We start from the raw sequence: 17,822 nt of genomic DNA, 5'->3' as shown, positions 1-17,822 counted from the left end.
ATGGGTGCATCCGACTTTTCCAAGCTCCCCCACATCGGCGAGCCCGTCAAGCGCAAGGAGGACTACCGCTTCCTCACGGGCGCGGGCCAGTACACCGACGACATCGCGCTGGCCGCCCAGGCCCATGCGGTGTTCGTGCGCTCGCCGCACGCGCATGCGCTTGTGCGCTCCGTGTCCACCGACGCGGCCAGGGCCGCGCCCGGCGTCATCGGCGTGCTCACGGGCGCCGACGTGGCGGCCGACAAGATCAACGGCCTGCCCTGCGGCTGGCTGATCACCAGCACCAACGGCGAGCCCATGAAGGAGCCGCCGCATCCCATCCTGGCGCTGGACACCGTGCGCTACGTGGGCGACCAGGTCGCCATGGTCGTGGCCGAGACGCTGGAGCAGGCGCGCGACGCGGCCGAGCTGGTGGAGGTGGACTACGACCCGCTGCCCGCCGTGGTGCTGGTGGCCGACGCGGCGGCCGGCAGCGTGCCCGGCGCGGTGGTGCACGACATCGCCCCCGACAACCACTGCTACAAATGGGCCATCGGCGACAAGGCCGCCGTGGATGCCGTGTTCGCCGGTGCCGCCCACATCGCCCAGCTGGACCTGGTCAACAACCGCCTGGTTCCCAACGCCATGGAGCCGCGCGCGGCCATCGGCAGCTACAGCCGCGCCAATGACGAGTACACGCTGTACGTGGCCAACCAGAACCCGCACGTCGAGCGGCTGCTGATGACGGCCTTCGTCATGGGCCTGCCCGAGCACAAGGTGCGCGTGATCGCGCCCGACGTGGGCGGCGGCTTCGGCTCCAAGATCTTCCTGTATGCAGAGGATGTCTGCCTGACCTGGGGCGCGCGCAAGCTCAATCGTTCCATCAAGTGGACGGCCGACCGCAGCGAGTCCTTCCTCACCGACGCCCATGGCCGCGACCACGTCAGCCATGCCGAGATGGCCATGGACGCCAGCGGCAAGTTCCTGGCCATGCGCGTGCACACGGATGCCAACCTGGGCGCATACCTGAGCACCTTCGCCAGCGCCGTGCCCACCATCCTCTATGCCACCTTGCTGGCCGGCCAGTACGCCACGCCCCAGGTCTATGTGGAAGTCGATGCCTGGTTCACCCACACCGCGCCCGTCGATGCCTACCGGGGCGCGGGCCGGCCCGAGGCCACCTACCTGCTGGAGCGCCTGGTCAGCCGCTGCGCCTGGCAGCTGAACCTGTCCCAGGCCGAGATACGGCGGCGCAACTTCGTCACCAGCTTCCCCTACCAGACGCCCGTGGCCCTGCAGTACGACGTGGGCGACTACGGCGCCTGCATGGACAAGGCCGAGGCCCTGGCCGACGTGGCCGGCTTTGCCGCGCGCCGTGCCGACAGCGAGGCGCGGGGCCTCAGGCGCGGCCTGGGCTACAGCAGCTACATCGAGGCCTGCGGCCTGGCGCCCAGCAACATCGCGGGCGCCCTGGGCGCGCGGGCCGGCCTCTTCGAATGCGGCGAGGTGCGCGTGCACCCCACGGGCAGCGTCACCGTGTTCACGGGCTCGCACAGCCACGGCCAGGGGCACGAGACCACCTTCGCCCAGGTGGTGGCCGCGCGCCTGGGGATACCCGTGGAGAACGTGGACATCGTCCACGGCGACACGGGCCGTGTGCCGTTCGGCATGGGCACTTACGGATCACGCTCCATCAGCGTGGGCGGCGCGGCCATCATGAAGGCGCTGGACAAGATCGAGGCCAAGGCCAAGAAGATCGCAGCCCACCTGATGGAGGCCAGCGACGCCGACATCGACTTCGCGGGCGGCGAGTTCACGGTGCGAGGCACGGACAAGAAAATCCCCTTCGCCCAGATCGCGCTCACCGCCTATGTGCCGCACAACTACCCGCTGGACAAGCTGGAGCCCGGCCTCAACGAAACCGCCTTCTACGACCCCACCAACTTCACCTTTCCCGCAGGCACCTACATCTGCGAGGTCGAGGTGGACCCGGCCACGGGCGTGGTGCGCGTGGACCGCTTCAGCGCCGTGGACGACTTCGGCACCATCATCAATCCCATGATCGTCGAGGGCCAGGTGCACGGCGGCGTGGCCCAGGGCATAGGCCAGGCGCTGCTGGAAAACTGCGTCTACGACCGCGAGACCGGCCAGCTGCTCACCGGCAGCTTCATGGACTACGCCATGCCGCGCGCCGACGATTTCCCCGAATTCAAGCTCGGCACCGTCTGCACGCCCTGCACGCACAACCCGCTGGGCACCAAGGGCTGCGGCGAGGCGGGGGCCATAGGCTCGCCGCCCGCCGTCATCAATGCCGTGCTTGACGCACTGCATCCCCTGGGTGTCAGGGACCTGGACATGCCGGCCAGCCCGCACCGTGTCTGGTCGGCCATCGACGCCGCAGCCACCTCCTGAGGAGAGCGCCATGTACGCATTCACCTATGAAGCCCCTGGCACCACGGCCGACGCCGCTGCCCTGGCCGCCCAGGGCGGCCAGTACCTGGCCGGCGGGCAAAGCCTGCTGCCATCGATGCGCCTGCGCCTGGCGCGGCCCGAACAGATCGTGGACCTGAACCGCGTCCAGGGCCTGGCCGGCATCGCCGTCAACGGCCAGACCGTGGAAATCCGCGCCATGACACGCCACGCCGACGTGGCCGCCAACCCGCAGGTCCAGGCCGCCATCCCGGCCCTGGCCGAGCTGGCCGGCGGCATCGGCGACCGCCAGGTGCGTGCGCGCGGCACCATCGGCGGCTCGCTGGCCAACAACGACCCCGCTGCCTGCTACCCCAGCGCCGTGCTGGGCCTGGGCGCCACTGTCGTCACCGACCGGCGCGAGATCGCGGCCGACGACTTCTTCCAGGGCATGTACACCACGGCGCTGGGCAGCGGCGAGCTGATCACGGCCGTGCGCTTTCCCGTGCCGAGGAAGGCCGCCTACCTCAAGTTCAAGCAGCCCGCCTCGCGCTTCGCCCTGGTGGGCGTCTTCGTCGCCCAGACCGACAGCGGCGTGCGCGTGGCCATCACGGGCGCCGGGCTCAGCGTGTTCCGCCATGCGGGGCTGGAGGCCGCGCTCAACCAGAGCTTCACGCCCGACGCGGCCGCCCAGGTGCTGATCGACCATGCCGACCTCAACAGCGACCTGCATGCCAGCGCGCGCTACCGGGCGCAGTTGATCAGCGTGCAGACGCAGCGTGCGGTATCGCAGATGCTGGGGTGACACGGCGGATGCCTTCCGAGCAAGCCATTGCCTCCATAGACGCCCTGGTCGCCGCGCTGCAGGACGAAGGCTATTTCGCCGACCGGCGCCTGGCCACGGCCGTCTTCCTGGCCCTGCGGCTGCAGCGTCCGCTGCTGCTGGAGGGCGAGCCCGGCGTGGGCAAGACCGCGCTGGCCCAGGCGCTGGCGCGCGTGCTGGAGCGCCGCCTGATCCGGCTGCAGTGCTATGACGGCATGGAGCAGCGCGAGGCGCTGTATGAATGGAACTACGCGGCCCAGCTGCTGCACCTGCGCGCGGCCGAGCTGGCTTCGGCGCAGCCCGCGGCTGCACCGCAGCACGACCGCATGCAGCGCGCCGAGCAGGAGGTCTACCAGGAGCGCTACCTGGTAAGCCGCCCGCTGCTGCAGGCCCTGCAGCAGCCCGAGCCCGGCGCCGTGCTGCTGATCGACGAGATCGACCGCGCCGACGAGCCCTTCGAGGCCTTCCTGCTCGAATACCTGGGCGAGTACCAGGTCAGCATTCCCGAGCTGGGCACGGTGGCGGCACGCGTGCCGCCCGTGACCGTGCTCACCAGCAACCGCACGCGCGACCTGCACGACGCCGTCAAGCGCCGCTGCCTCTACCACTGGCTGGACTATCCCGGGCGCGAGCGTGAGCTGGCCATCGTGCGCGCCCTGGTACCTGGGGCCGGGCAGGTCCTGACGGCCCAGGTGGCGAGCTTCGTGGGGCGGCTGCGCAGCCAGCCCTTTGCCGACGCCTTCCAGCGCGTGCCCGGCATTGCCGAAAGCGTGGAATGGGCCAAGGCCCTGGTGGCGCTGGACACCCTGGTGGTCGATCCCGAAGTCGTGCACGACACGGCCGGCATCCTCTTCAAGCAGCGCGAGGACGTGGCCGCGCTCACGCCCGAGCGGCTGCAGCAACTGCTGGCGCCGGAGCCCGCGCCGTGACGGCTGGTGCAGCCGGTGCCGCCGGTGCCGCCGATGGGGGCGAGCGCACCAGCTGGCTGGGCGATGCGCGCAGCGGCAAGCTCGCAGGCAACCTGGTCGGCTTTGCGCGTGCGCTGCGCCGCGCGGGCGTGCCCGTGGATGGCGGGCGCATGGCGCTGGCCCAGCAGGCCCTGTCCCTTGTCGGCCTGGCGCGCGAGGACATGGCCGCAGCGCTGGAGGCCGTATTTGTGAGCAACGCCCAGGACCGCGCCGTGTTCCGCGAACTGTTCGACGCCTACTTCCGCAATCCCGATGTGGCCCGGCAACTGCTGGCCCAGTTGCTGCCGCAGGCGCCCCGGCCGTCCGCGCCGCGCCACCGCCCGCGCGTGCAGGAAGCCCTGTCGCCCCGCCAGGCAGGCGAGGGCAGGGCCGCCGTCGATGAAGAGCTGAAGCTGGACGCTGCCATGACGGCCAGCGAGCGCCACCGCCTGCGCCATGCCGACTTCAACCAGCTCAGCGCCAGCGAATACCTGCTGGTGCAGCGCCTGGCCCGGGACATTGCCCTTCCCTTGCCCCGCTACCGCAGCCGCCGCACGCGCACCGGCCAGCGCGGCGCGGTGCCCGACTGGGCTGCCAGCCTGCGTGCGGCATCGCGCCACGGCGGCGAAATGCTGCAGCTGCTGCGGCGCGAACGGCGGCGCCTGCCGCTGCCCTGGCTGGCCCTGGTCGATGTCTCGGGCTCCATGGAGCGCTATGCGCGGCTGCTGCTGGCCTTCCTGCACGCGGCCACCAGCACGCAGCGCCATGCGGGCCTGCGCCGCCAGGTCTTCAGCTTCGGCACCGAGCTGCGCGACCTGGGCCCGGCCTTTGCCCAGGCCGATACAGACGCCATGCTCGAGCGCGCCAACGCCGCCATTGCCGACTTTGGCGGCGGCACGCGCCTGGGCAGCAGCCTGGGCGAACTGCGCCGCCTGCATGCGCGCCACCAGGTTTCAGGCCTGGTGGGCCGGCGCACCCTGGTGCTCATCATCAGCGACGGCCTGGACACCGGCGATGCCGCCGAGCTGGACCGCGAACTGGCCTGGCTGCGCCGCCACAGCGCGCGGCTGCTGTGGCTCAACCCGCTGCTGCGCTTTGACGGGTATGCCCCACTGGCCCAGGGGGCGGCCGTGCTGCATCGTCATGCCCATGCCATGCTTGCGGTACACAACCTGGAATCGCTGCAGCAACTGGCCGTTCACCTGGCGCGGCTGCTGGCGGCGCCAGGCCGCTGAGCCGCTTGCGGCCACCCCCATCGCAGAAAGGAATTGCCATGGAAATGCAAGCCAGCCGTTCCCTCGCCGTCAGCCAGCAGCAGGCCTGGGAGGCGCTCAACGATCCCGAAACGCTCAAGGCCTGCCTGGCCGGCTGCGACCGCTTCGAACCCCAGGGCGATGACCAGTACGCCGTGGGCATGGCGGTCAAGGTGGGGCCGGTATCGGCCAAGTTCAGCGGCAAGGTCACGCTGTCCGACATCACGCCGCCCGAGCGCTACCGCATCGCCTTTGAAGGCCAGGGCGGCGTGGCCGGCTTCGGCAAGGGCGAGGCCGACGTCACCCTCACCCCCGAGCCCGCTGACGCCGCAGGCCAGCCGCGCTGCCTGCTCAGCTACAGCGTGCAGGCCCAGGTCGGCGGCAAGATCGCCCAGCTGGGCCAGCGGCTGATCGACGGCGCCGCCCGCAACATGGCCGACGACTTCTTCGCGCGCTTCGACACGCTGATGCAGCAGCGCCACCCGCGCGCGGCGGCAGCGCCTGCCGATGCAGGCGACACCGCCGACCTGTCCCACCTGCCTGCCGGCCTGGCCGATGAAACCGGCCACATCGAGCCCACCGTGGACGCCCAGGCCTGGGAGCACGACGCCGCAGCCGGCGTGGCCACGCCGCTGGATGCCGCACCGGCCACCGAGGCCGAGGAACGCTCGCGCCGCGCCATACCGCTGTGGTGCTGGGGGCTGGCCATCGTCGTCGTCCTGGGCGCCGGCTGGCTGCTTTCGCGGTACTAGGGCGCTCCCCCTGAGCGGCTGCGCCGCTTCCCCCTCTCTCGCTTCGCGGGAGGGGGACGACGCCCTCGGCTGGGCGCCCCCGCCGCGAGGCGGCTCTTGCTCGGCGTCTCTGGCCTCAGATTTGTTGTGGCTTCTATGCTTCGCCCTGCGCTACCAAGCCCTTTTTACATGCTGCAGCACCCTTCTTGATGCAGAGAGACAATAGCCGCCGAAAAACGCCAGGCGCCCAGCTGCACAGGCAAGCCAGGTGCCGGCGTGGAGATTTGCAATGGAAAACCTGGATGTTCATGTTCTGCGCCACCTCGCGCAATGGCGCGCTCAGGGCGAGCGCGCGCTGCTGGCCACGGTGGTGCGTACCTGGGGCTCGTCGCCCCGGCCCATCGGCTCCATCATGGCGCTGGGGGCCTCGGGCGCCGTGGTCGGCTCCGTGTCCGGCGGCTGCATCGAGGACGACCTGATCGCCCGCTACAGCCACGCCTCGGACGCCGACGCCCTGAGCGACGGCGCGCCCCGGCTGCTGCGCTACGGCGTCAGCGCCGACGAGGCCCACCGCTTCGGCCTGCCCTGCGGCGGCACGCTGGAGCTGCTGCTCGAATTCAATCCCGACGCTGCTGCGCTGCAGCAACTCGTGCAATGGCTGGACGAAGGCCGCATGGTGCGGCGCACCGTGGACAAGGCCACGGGCCAGGTCGCCCAGCAGGTCAGCGACGCGCCCGAGCCGCTGGTGCATGACGGGCAGCAGGTCGCCAACAGCTTCGGCCCCGAGTACCGCATGCTGCTCATCGGCGCAGGCCAGCTGTCCGAATACCTGGCCACCATGGCGCTGTTCAACGGCTTTGCGGTCACCGTCTGCGACCCGCGCGAGGAATACAGCCGCCACTGGAGCGTGGCCGGCGTGCAGCTGTCGCGCGAGATGCCCGATGACCTTGTGCGCACCATGCGCGCCGATGCGCGCACCTGCATCATCGGCCTCACGCACGACCCCAAGCTCGACGACCTGGCCCTCATGGAAGCCCTGGAATCCCCGGCCTTCTACGTCGGCGCCATCGGCTCGCGCCGCAACACCGCGCTGCGCCTGCAGCGCCTGAGCGAGCACTTCGGCCTGGGCGACGCGCAACTGGTGCGCCTGCGCGGCCCCATCGGCCTGTACATAGGCAGCAAGACGCCTCCCGAAATCGCCGTCAGCATCATGGCCGAGGTCCTGGCCGCCAAAAACGGCGTGGCCCTGCCACGCGGCATGACCGTGGAAGAAGGCAAGCTTGCCGCCGCCCAGCCCCCGCAGCCGCTGGAGGATGACGGGCCCGAGGGCATCACGCCCCTGGTGTGCGGGGTGGGTTAGACGGGGCGCCGCAGGCGGGTGGCATGGGGCTGCAGTGACGGGAGTTGAGGCGCTATATTGATCGATCTTCTTTCATAGAGGGAGGCGATCATGTGTTTGGCTGGGAATGAGGCCGGCTTGCCCGGCACGATTGTCGGCAATCCTGTGGCGAAAGGGTTCGGAGGCGCGGCGTGAGCGGCGCTCGTCCGCTGGCTGCCGGCCTGACCGCCAGCCTCTCCGTGGCAACAGGCTATCTGCCGATTGCTTTTTCCTTTGGCGTGGCGGCCGTTCAGGCGGGTCTTGCTCCATCCATTGCGGTGTTGGCTTCCGTGCTGGTCTATGCCGGAGCCAGCCAGTTCCTGCTGATTTCGTTGTTGGCTTCGGGAGCCGGGCTGTGGACCGCTTTGCCCACGGTGCTGTTGATGAATGCGCGGCATGTGCTGTATGGCCCGGCCCTGCAGGTGGTGCTGGGGCCGCGGCAGCGCCTGGCCACGCCCTGGTTGGCCTTTGGCCTGACCGACGAGGTGTTTGCCACCGCCATGAGCAAGATGCAGGGCGTGCCAGAGGCCGAGCGCGAGCACTGGTTTCTGGGCCTGCAACTTGGCGCCTACGCGGCCTGGGTGGGCGGCACGGTGATGGGGGTGACGCTGGTGGGCGAGGTGGATCGGTGGCCGGCAGCCGTCCGCGAGGCGCTGGCCTTCGTTCTGCCGGCATTGTTCTTTGCGCTGCTGCTGGAGGCGGGGGTGCTGCGCTGGTGGCGTGCGGTGCTCACGGCCGCCGTGGTCGCTGCGGTGCTGGTTTGCTTCATTCCGGGCTACCACGCCCTGGCGCTGGCGATCCTGTGCGGTGCGCTGGCGCATGCGGCCACGGCCGATAGGGGCTGATCACCATGTCGTACACATTCTGGATCTTGCTGTTGTGCGGTGCCGGCACCTTTGGCCTGCGCTGGTTGCCGTTGTGGCAAGCACGCCGCAGAGGGCACTCTGCACGGGCGTCCCCGCAGGTGCAGAGGTGGCTGGCGGGTGTCGGGCCCGCCGCCATCGCTGCCCTGTTCGTGGTGTCAACCTGGGGGCTGTTGGTCAGCGATGTCCGCTGGGGGCGGGTGGCCGTGATCTCCGTGGCTTTGCTGGCCATCTGCCTCGCACGCCTGGTGCGTGGAGGCATTGCCATGCCGACCTTGGCTGGTGCGCTGACCTACGGCCTGCTGGCTCATGTCAAGCCCTGGTGATGTCAGTGCGGCTGGGCATGGAAGGCCTTGTTGGCAATCTTCCAGCCCGCTTCCGTCTTGAGCAGCACGAAGTAGTCGATGAAGGTGATGGCACCGTGCACCAGGGTGATCTTGGCGCTGGCCGCCGTGCCGCCGATGTCGATGGCGTCGATGCTGCGGCGGCGCGTGGCCTCGTCGGCGGCGGGCTGGCCCTTGAAGCGGGCGCAGTAGGTGTCGATGTCCCAGGAGGTCAGCGGGCCTTCGCGCACGCTTTCGATGCGGGCGGTGGGCATGAAGGCGGCGCGCATGTGGGCGCTGTTGTCCTCGGCATGGCCGCGCATGTACAGCTCCAGCGGCACGCGCACGGCGGCTTCTTCGGGGTGGTCGGTCAGGCGTGGGTTGGCAGTCGTCATGGTGTTCTCCTGGGACGGATGGATGGCGGCCTGCGCCTGCAGGCCGGCGGCCGCGCATCGTAGCCACAAGCGCGGGGTGCAGTCCAACGGGGTGACAGGCGCGACCTGCGCCGGGCTGGGGTGCAATGCCTTGTTTTCAATGGGCTTTCGGGCCGGTGCGCCCCGCATTGGCCGTGCCTGGGTCAACAGTGTTGTGAGCGCCGTGCCCTGTCTGAGGCCCTGCCGACGGGTGGCCGACCTGTTTCCGAAAACGCTCTGGCCAGGGCGGGTAAAGCCGGGGTAAAGCGGGGGTAATGCCTGCGTAAAACGGCGATCTGCCTCGTTTTGGAGAGCATGGGACTGGCTACCATAGCCGCATCCGCCGCCGTGCCCCGTTCCGGGGCCGGGCCCACGGCTTCCTCCCACGATTTCCCGCAGTGACCATGAAACGCCTGTCCAGCAGCCCCCTTGTTGCAGATGCCAACGGCGCACGCCAGCGTGGCCGGGTACGGCCTGCCCTGATGTGGGGCGTGGTGGCATTGGCCCTGGTGGCGGGGGGCGGGCTGTGGTGGTGGAACAAGCGGGCGCCGGCGCAGGGCGAGCAGGCCTCGGCCGGTGCGCCCGGCCCGGGTGGCGGGCGTGCGGGAGGCGGCCGGCGCGGCCCCGGCGGGCCGGGTGGGCCTGGCGGCCCCGGCGCCATGGGTGCCCAGGCGCAGCCGGTGTCCGTGGGCGTGGTGGAGCGGCGCGACATGCGCGTGCTGATCAGCGCCATCGGCACCATGAACCCGCGCGCCACGGCCGTGGTGCGCGCCAAGGTGTCGGGCGAGTTGCTGCGCCTGCATTTCAAGGAAGGCGACGAGGTCAAGGCCGGCCAGCTGCTGGCCGAGATCGATCCGCGCAGCTTCCAGGCCAGCTTCAACCAGATCCAGGGCACGCTGCAGCGCGACCAGGCGCTGCTCAAGAACGCCCAGCTGGACCTGCAGCGCTACAAGGAGCTGCAGGCCCAGGATTCCATTGCCGGCCAGCAGGTCGATACCCAGGCTGCGCTGGTGCGCCAGTACCAGGGCACGGTGGCCGCCGACCAGGCCCAGGCCGATGCGGCCAAGCTGCAACTGAGCTACACGCGCATCACGGCGCCCATTGCGGGCCGGCTGGGCCTGCGCCAGGCCGACCGGGGCAATGTGGTCAACCCTTCGGATGCCAACGGCATCGTCACCATCACCCAGGTCAAGCCCATCGACGCGGTGTTCTCCGTGCCCGAGGCCCATGTGGGCACGCTGGCGCGGCGCCTGGCCGAGGGCCGCGAGCTGCCCGTGGAGCTGTGGGACCGGGACCTGAAGCAGCAATTGGGGCGCGGCCGCCTGAATGCGGTGGACAACAGCATCGACATCGCCACCGGCACCATCAAGGCCAAGGCCGCCTTCGACAATGCCGAGGGCCGGCTGTTCGCCAACCAGTTCGTCAACGTCAGGCTGGAAGTGGACCGGCTGGAGCAGGCGCTGACCGTGCCGACCACGGCCGTGCAGAACAACTACGTCTATCTGGTCCAGGAGGATGGCACGGTGACGCAGCGGCGCATCACCGTGGGCGTGACCGATGGCGACCGGGTGAGCGTGAAGGGCGAACTCAAGCCTGGCGAGCAGGTGGTGGTCGATGGCATTGACCGCCTGCGCGAAGGCGCCAAGGTCACGGTGATCGAGCCCGACAAGGTGCAGAAGGTGGACCAGGCCGTGCAGGACGCCTCCAGCCAGCCGCGCGGCATGCGCAATCTGCCGCCCGATGTGCGCGCCAAGCTGGCGACCATGAACCCCGACGAGCGCAAGGCCTACCTGCAGAAGCTGCGCGCCGAGCGCGGTGGGCAGCGCAATGGCGGCACTGGCGGTGGCAACAGTGGCGGCAGCAATGGCGCCGGCAGCGGAGCACCGGCCGCCGAAGGTTCCGCGCCTGCATCCCAGGCACCTGCGCCGTCACCGGGCTCGCCCCAGCCATCGCCCGGCCCGGCGTCTGCCGCTCCGGCGGCTCCAGCGGCTCCCGCTCCTGCCGGGCGCTGAGCAGCGCCCGGCACCTGAAGACCGCAAGCCCTTCCAGGCGGCCCCATGAATCTTTCCCGCATCTTCATCCTGCGACCCGTCGCCACCTCGCTGCTGATGGTGGCGGTGCTGATCGCCGGCCTGCTGGCCTACCGGCTGCTGCCGATTTCGGCCCTGCCCGAGGTGGACTACCCCACCATCCAGGTCACCACGCTGTACCCGGGCGCCAGCCCCGACGTGATGACGTCCAACGTCACCGCGCCGCTGGAGCGCCAGCTCGGCCAGATGCCGGGGCTGTCGCAGATGTCGTCCACCAGTTCGGGCGGCGCCTCGGTGATCACGCTGCGCTTTGCGCTGGACATGGCCATGGACGTGGCCGAGCAGCAGGTGCAGGCCGCCATCAACGCGGGTGCCAACCTGCTGCCCAGCGACCTGCCCATGCCCCCGCTGTACAGCAAGGTCAATCCGGCAGATGCGCCCATCCTCACGCTGGCCATCACCTCGCCCTCGCTGCCGGTGATCCGCGTCAATGACCTGGTGGAAAACCGCCTGGCGCCCAAGCTCTCGCAGGTCAACGGCGTGGGACTGGTGGCGATTGCGGGTGGTCGCCGGCCCGCCGTGCGCATCCAGGCCAACCCGACGGCGCTGGCCGGCCTGGGCATGACGCTGGACGATGTGCGCACCGCCATCGCCGCCGCCAACGTCAAGCAGGCCAAGGGCGGCTTCGACGGGCCGGCGCGCGCCTCCACCATCGATGCCAACGACCAGCTGCAGTCGGCGGCCGAGTACCGCAACCTCATCATCGCCTTCAAGAACGGCCTGCCCGTGCGCCTGTCCGACATCGCCCAGACCGTGGACGATGCCGAGAACACGCGCCTGGCCGCCTGGGCCGGCACGCCCGAGGGTGGCTCGCGCGCGGGCGTGATCCTCAACATCCGGCGCCAGCCCGGCGCCAACGTGATCGAGACGGTGGACCGCATCAAGGCGCTGCTGCCCCAGCTCAAGGAGACGCTGCCGGCCTCGCTGGACGTGCAGGTGCTGACCGACCGCACGGTGACCATCCGCGCCTCGGTCAACGACATGCAGCTGGAGCTGATGCTGGCCATCGCCCTGGTGGTGGCGGTGATCTTCGTCTTCCTGCGCAGCGCCTCGGCCACGCTGATACCGAGCTTTGCCGTGCCGCTGTCGCTGATCGGCACCTTCGGCGTGATGTACCTGGCCGGTTTTTCCATCAACAACCTCACGCTGATGGCGCTGACGATCTCCACCGGCTTCGTGGTGGACGATGCCATCGTGATGATCGAGAACATCGCGCGCTTCGTGGAAAAGGGCGAGCCGCCCATGCAGGCCGCGCTCAAGGGCGCCAGGCAGATCGGCTTCACCATCATCTCGCTGACGATTTCGCTGATCGCCGTGCTGATCCCGCTGCTGTTCATGGGCGACGTGGTGGGGCGGCTGTTCCACGAGTTCGCCATCACCATGGCGGTGGCCATCCTGATCTCGGCCGTGGTCTCGCTGACGCTCACGCCCATGCTGTGCGCGCGGCTGCTGCGCCACCAGCCCGAAGGGGTCCAGGAAGAACGGCATGGCCGCCTGTACCACGCCACGGGCCGTTTCTTCGACCGCACCATCGCCGGCTACGGCCGCATCCTCACCTGGGTGCTGGACCGCCGGGGCCTGACATGGATCGTCTTCCTGGCCACGCTGGCCGTGACCGTGCTGCTGTACTTTGCCGTGCCCAAGGGCTTCTTCCCGGACCAGGACACGGGCACCATCCAGGCCACGACCGAGGCCGACCAGTCCATCTCCTTTGCCGCCATGGCCGAGCGCCAGCAGGCCCTGGCCGAGCTGCTGCTCAAGGACCCGGCCGTGCAGAGCATCTCGTCCTTCATCGGCGTCGATGGCAGCAACACCACGCTGAACACGGGCCGGCTGCTGATCGACCTCAAGCCCCATGGCCAGCGCGATGGCGTGCCCGCCGTGCTGCGCCGCCTGTCCGACGATGCGCTGCAGATCCCGGGCATACGCCTGTACGCCCAGCCCGTGCAGGACCTGACCATCGAGGACCGCGTGGCGCGCACCCAGTACCAGCTGCTGATGTCCTCGCCCGACATGGCGCAGCTGGCCAAGAGCACCCAGGCCCTGGTCGAGCGCATGCACGACCTGCCCGAGCTGGTGGACGTGGGCAGCGACCTGCAGGACCAGGGCCTGCAGGCCTTCGTGCAGATCGACCGGGCCCAGGCAAGCCGGCTGGGCGTGACGGTCTCGGCCATCGACACGGCGCTGTACAACGCCTTCGGCCAGCGGCTGATCTCCACCATCTTCACGCAGTCCAACCAGTACCGCGTGGTGCTGGAGGTGGCGCCGCAGTTCAAGGTCGGGCCCGAGGCGCTGCAGTCCATCTACGTGGCCTCCAGCGCGGGCGCGCCCGTGCCGCTGTCCTCGGTGGCCACGGTCAGCGAGCGGCCCATGGCCCTGGCCGTGAACCATGTGGGCCAGCTGCCCGCCGCCACCATCTCGTTCAACACCGCGCCCGGCGTGTCGCTGGGCCATGCCGTCAAGGCCGTGCAGGACCTGATGGCACAGCTGCGCACCGAGGGCCATATGCCGCTGTCGGTGGACGCCGCCTTCCAGGGCGCGGCCCTGGCCTTCCAGGCCTCGCTGTCCAACACGCTGCTGCTGGTGCTGGCGGCGGTGATCACCATGTACATCGTGCTGGGCGTGCTCTATGAGAGCACCATCCACCCGGTGACCATCCTGTCCACGCTGCCCTCGGCCGGCGTGGGCGCGCTGCTGGCCCTGCTGCTGGCGGGGCTGGACCTGGACATCATCGCCATCATCGGCATCGTGCTGCTGATCGGCATCGTCAAGAAGAACGCGATCATGATGATCGACTTCGCGCTGGAGGCGCAGCGCGAGGAGGGACATACGCCGCGCGAGGCCATCTACCAGGCCTGCCTGCTGCGGTTCCGGCCTATCCTGATGACGACCTTGGCGGCTTTGCTGGGGGCCTTGCCGTTGATGCTGGGGACGGGGGTGGGCAGTGAGTTGCGGCATCCGTTGGGGGTGACGTTGGTGGGGGGCTTGCTGGTGAGTCAGTTGTTGACTCTGTTCACTACGCCTGTGATTTATTTGACGTTTGAGGGGTGGGCGCAGAGGTGGCGGGATCGTTCTTCTCGGGAGAGCGTTCATGCCTGAGCTTGCGCTCTTGTCTTGGCTGGCGCCGCTGGCCGGGGTTCGGCCCGGCGGCCGACCTACTTTCTTGCCTCGCAGCAAGAAAGTAGGCAAAGAAATGCGCCCCCACTGCCCACGACCCTTCGCTTCGCTGCGGGCAACCTGCGTTGGGCACGATGCGGGGTGTGCCGCAGAACTCGCTTTGCGCTTCGCGCGCCGCTCAGACAACTGCGGCAAGTCAGATGACGAAGCAAGCCTGTCCCTCGGCAGGCTTGCCACCCCGCATCGCCCCCAACGCAGGCGTGGGCAGAGGGGGGAAGGCCGGGGGACGGGCCATCGCTTCGCTCGGCCTGGGGTTTTTGGGGCTGGGTCATGAGCCAGCTTTCCAATCTCTCGGCGCCGTTCATCTTCCGGCCCATTGCCACCATGCTGATGACCATCGGCCTGGCGCTGGCGGGGGCAGTGTCGTATTTCCTGCTGCCGGTGGCGCCGCTGCCGCAGGTGGACTATCCGACGATTTCGGTGTCGGCCAGCCTGCCCGGTGCAAGCCCCGACACGATGGCGGCGACGGTGGCGACGCCGCTGGAGCGGGCGCTGGGGGCGATTGCGGGGGTCAATGAGATCACGTCCAGCTCCAGCCTGGGCAGTACGCGCATCACGCTGCAGTTCGATCTGTCGCGCACGGTGGACAGCGCGGCGCGCGATGTGCAGGCTGCCATCAATGCGGCGCGCACGCTGCTGCCTTCGGGCATGCCGGGCAATCCTACGTATCGCAAGGTGAATCCGGCCGATGCGCCGATCATGATCCTGGCACTCACGTCCAGCGCCCTGACGCGCGGGCAGATGTATGACGCGGCATCCACCGTGCTGGCGCAGAAGCTCTCGCAGGTGGAGGGCGTGGGCCAGGCGTCCATCAGCGGGGGGGCGCTGCCGGCCGTGCGCGTGGAGCTGGACCCGGTGAAGCTGGCGGCCAACGGCGTGTCGCTGGACCAGGTGCGTACCGCCATTTCGGCCACGAATGCCAACCGGCCGCTGGGCGCGGTGGAGCGCGAGGACCACTATTGGCAGGTGACCGCCAATGACCAGGCGCGCGTGGCGGCCGACTATGCGCCGCTGGTGCTGCGCTGGAGCAATGGCAATGCGATCCGGCTGCAGGACGTGGCCGATGTCACGGATTCGGTGCAGGACGTGCGCAACTACGGCGTGGCCAATGGCAAGCCCGCCATCCTGCTGCAGATCTTCAAGCAGCCCGATGCCAACATCCTGGAGGCCGTGGCGCGCGTGCGTTCTTTGCTGCCGCAGCTCAAGGCGTCCATTCCCGAGGCCATCGATCTGACCATCGTGTCCGACCGCACGCCTACGCTGCGTGCCTCGGTGGTGGAGGTGGAGCGGGCGCTGTTGATCGCCGTGGCACTGGTGATCCTGGTGGTGTTCCTGTTCCTGCGCAATGGCCGGGCCACGCTGATTCCGGCCGTGGCCGTGCCGGTGTCGCTGGCGGGCACGTTCGGCGTGATGTACCTGGCCGGCTATACGCTGGACAACCTGTCGCTGATGGCGCTGACCGTGGCCACGGGCTTTGTGGTGGACGATGCCATCGTGGTGCTGGAGAACGTGATGCGCCACATGGAGCGCGGCAAGACCGCGCTGCGCGCGGCGCTGGACGGGGCGCGCGAGATCGGGTTCACCGTGGTGTCCATGAGCCTGTCGCTGATCGCGGTGTTCGTGCCCATCCTGTTCATGGGCGGCATCGTGGGGCGGTTCTTCCGCGAGTTCGCGGTGGTGATGTCGGCGGCGATTCTGATCTCGATGGTGGTGTCGCTGACCACCACGCCCATGATGTGCGCGGCGCTGCTGCGGCCGCAGCGGCCTGCTGCACAGGCGCGTCCGCGCGGGCCAATGGGCCGCGCCTGGGACCGTTTCGGCGCCTGGGTGGGCCGTGCCGAGCGGCGTGCCATGTCCGGCTACCGCGCAAGCCTGGCCTGGTGCCTGCGCCACCAGCCGCTGGTGCTGCTGGTGCTGGCCGGCGTGGTGGCGCTGAACGTGCACCTGTACATGGCCATCGACAAGGGCTTCATGCCCAGCCAGGACACGGGCCGCGTGATGGGCTTCATCCGGGCCGACCAGTCCACCTCCTACCAGGCCATGGAGCAGCGGCTCAAGCGCTTCCTGTCCATCGTGCAGGAAGACCCGGCCGTGGAGTACGTGACGGGCTTCACGGGCGGCGGGCAGCGCAATGCGGCCAACATGTTCATGTCGCTCAAGCCGCTGGCCGAGCGCAAGGTATCGTCCGACGAGGTGATCAACCGCCTGCGCGACAAGCTCAAGAACGAGCCCGGCGCGAGGCTGTTCATGGTCACGCAAAGCGATATCCGCATCGGCGGGCGGCAAAGCTCGGGCTCGTACGACTACACGCTGCAGGCCGACGACATCCAGGACCTGCGCACCTGGGAGCCGCGCATCCGCCAGGTGCTGTCGCAGCTGCCCCAGCTCACGGACGTCAACAGCGATGTCTCCGACTTCGGCCTGCAGACCTCGCTGGTGATCGACCGCGACGCGGCCACGCGCCTGGGGCTGACGGTGGCGCAGATCGACGGCACGCTCAACAACGCCTTCGGCCAGCGCCAGGTGGGCGTGATCTACAACCCGCTCAACCAGTACCGCGTGGTGATGGAGGCCGCGCCGCGCTACCTGCAAAGCCCCGAGACGCTGCGCGGCTTCTTCTTCGTGAACAACCAGGGCGAGCAGGTGCCGCTGACCTCGTTTGCGCGCATCACCACCACCAACACGCCGCTGTCCGTGAACCACGACCGGGGCACGCCGGCCAGCACCATCAGCTTCAGCCTGGCCGAAGGCGTGGCGCTGTCGGATGCCAGCGACGCCATCCGCGCGGCCGTGGCCGAGCTGGGTGTGCCCGTGTCGGTGCGCGGCAGCTTCAGCGGCACGGCAGGGGCCTTCCAGCAGGCGCTGTCGGGGCAGCCGCTGCTGATCCTGGCGGCCATCATCACCATCTACCTGGTGCTGGGCGTGCTCTATGAGAGCCTGGTGCACCCGCTGACCATCCTGTCCACGCTGCCTTCGGCCGGCGTGGGTGCGCTGATGGCGCTGATGCTGTTCAAGACGGAGTTCTCGCTGATCGCGCTGATCGGGGTGATTTTGCTGATCGGCATCGTCAAGAAGAACGCGATCATGATGATCGACTTCGCGCTGGAGCGGCAGCGCGCCGGCCATGCCACGGCCGCCCAGGCCATCTACCGCGCCTGCGAACTGCGGCTGCGCCCCATCCTCATGACCAGCCTGGCGGCCATCTGCGGCGCGCTGCCGCTGGCCCTGGGCCGGGGCGATGGCGCCGAGCTGCGCCAGCCGCTGGGCATTGCCATCGTGGGCGGCCTGATGCTGAGCCAGCTGCTCACGCTCTACACCACGCCCGTGGTCTATGTGCTGCTGGACAGGCTGCGCCAGCGTGCCTTGGGCCTGCGTGGCCGCGTGCAGGGCAAGGACCGCGGCACCCCTGTGCCCGCCGCATCACCCCAGTGAACCG

The 17,822-nt window shown here is 69.4% G+C and carries 12 protein-coding genes; 11 read left to right on the top strand and 1 reads right to left on the bottom strand.

Features of this window, described 5'->3' with window-relative positions; all coding sequences use genetic code 11:
• The 8 genes from G4D77_RS07750 to G4D77_RS07715 all read left to right on the top strand — a co-directional run bounded on the left by G4D77_RS07750 (window position 1) and on the right by G4D77_RS07715 (window position 8,709).
• The gene (locus tag G4D77_RS07750) at window positions 1-2,391 is read left to right on the top strand and encodes a xanthine dehydrogenase family protein molybdopterin-binding subunit (RefSeq protein ID WP_154835065.1); all 2,391 of its coding nucleotides are present in this window, start codon (window positions 1-3) and stop codon (window positions 2,389-2,391) included.
• 10 nt (window positions 2,392-2,401) lie between these two features.
• Entirely contained in the window at window positions 2,402-3,193 is a 792-nt protein-coding gene (locus G4D77_RS07745; protein WP_017407803.1) for an FAD binding domain-containing protein, read from the top strand.
• A gap of 8 nt (window positions 3,194-3,201) precedes the next feature.
• Window positions 3,202-4,140, top strand: coding sequence for an AAA family ATPase (locus G4D77_RS07740; protein ID WP_154835063.1), 939 nt, complete (start codon window positions 3,202-3,204; stop codon window positions 4,138-4,140).
• Complete coding sequence (locus tag G4D77_RS07735; RefSeq protein WP_017407805.1) at window positions 4,137-5,393, top strand: vWA domain-containing protein; 1,257 nt, start codon at window positions 4,137-4,139, stop codon at window positions 5,391-5,393. The genes G4D77_RS07740 and G4D77_RS07735 overlap by 4 nt, the downstream gene beginning before the upstream one ends.
• Window positions 5,394-5,431: 38 nt before the next feature.
• Window positions 5,432-6,163, top strand: coding sequence for an SRPBCC family protein (locus G4D77_RS07730; protein WP_061288281.1), 732 nt, complete (start codon window positions 5,432-5,434; stop codon window positions 6,161-6,163).
• Window positions 6,164-6,431: 268 nt separating this feature from the next.
• Window positions 6,432-7,502: an XdhC family protein gene (locus G4D77_RS07725; RefSeq protein WP_017407859.1), complete on the top strand. Its 1,071-nt coding sequence runs from the start codon at window positions 6,432-6,434 to the stop codon at window positions 7,500-7,502.
• Window positions 7,503-7,672: 170 nt separating this feature from the next.
• Entirely contained in the window at window positions 7,673-8,365 is a 693-nt protein-coding gene (locus G4D77_RS07720; RefSeq protein ID WP_016448918.1) for an AzlC family ABC transporter permease, read from the top strand.
• A 5-nt stretch (window positions 8,366-8,370) separates the two neighbouring features.
• Complete coding sequence (locus G4D77_RS07715; RefSeq protein WP_017407858.1) at window positions 8,371-8,709, top strand: AzlD domain-containing protein; 339 nt, start codon at window positions 8,371-8,373, stop codon at window positions 8,707-8,709.
• Between the two features lie 2 nt (window positions 8,710-8,711).
• On the opposite strand, the gene G4D77_RS07710 is transcribed toward G4D77_RS07715, so the two are convergent.
• Window positions 8,712-9,101, bottom strand: a complete 390-nt coding sequence (locus tag G4D77_RS07710) for a nuclear transport factor 2 family protein (protein ID WP_013803605.1) — start codon at window positions 9,099-9,101, stop codon at window positions 8,712-8,714.
• 422 nt (window positions 9,102-9,523) lie between these two features.
• Here G4D77_RS07710 and G4D77_RS07705 point away from each other — a divergent pair, with 422 nt between their 5' ends.
• The 3 genes from G4D77_RS07705 (at window position 9,524) to G4D77_RS07695 (ending at window position 17,818) form a co-directional block, all read left to right on the top strand.
• On the top strand, window positions 9,524-11,131 hold the full coding sequence (locus G4D77_RS07705; protein WP_154835059.1) for an efflux RND transporter periplasmic adaptor subunit: 1,608 nt from the start codon (window positions 9,524-9,526) through the stop codon (window positions 11,129-11,131).
• 45 nt (window positions 11,132-11,176) lie between these two features.
• Entirely contained in the window at window positions 11,177-14,308 is a 3,132-nt protein-coding gene (locus tag G4D77_RS07700) for an MdtB/MuxB family multidrug efflux RND transporter permease subunit (RefSeq protein ID WP_213757940.1), read from the top strand.
• A gap of 348 nt (window positions 14,309-14,656) precedes the next feature.
• On the top strand, window positions 14,657-17,818 hold the full coding sequence (locus tag G4D77_RS07695; protein WP_017407569.1) for a multidrug efflux RND transporter permease subunit: 3,162 nt from the start codon (window positions 14,657-14,659) through the stop codon (window positions 17,816-17,818).
• Window positions 17,819-17,822 lie beyond the last annotated feature (4 nt).

It is taken from the genome of Delftia sp. WY8 (assembly GCF_018437695.1).
Taxonomy (GTDB): domain Bacteria; phylum Pseudomonadota; class Gammaproteobacteria; order Burkholderiales; family Burkholderiaceae_C; genus Comamonas; species Comamonas tsuruhatensis.
This window is presented reverse-complemented; position numbering and strand designations above follow the sequence as displayed.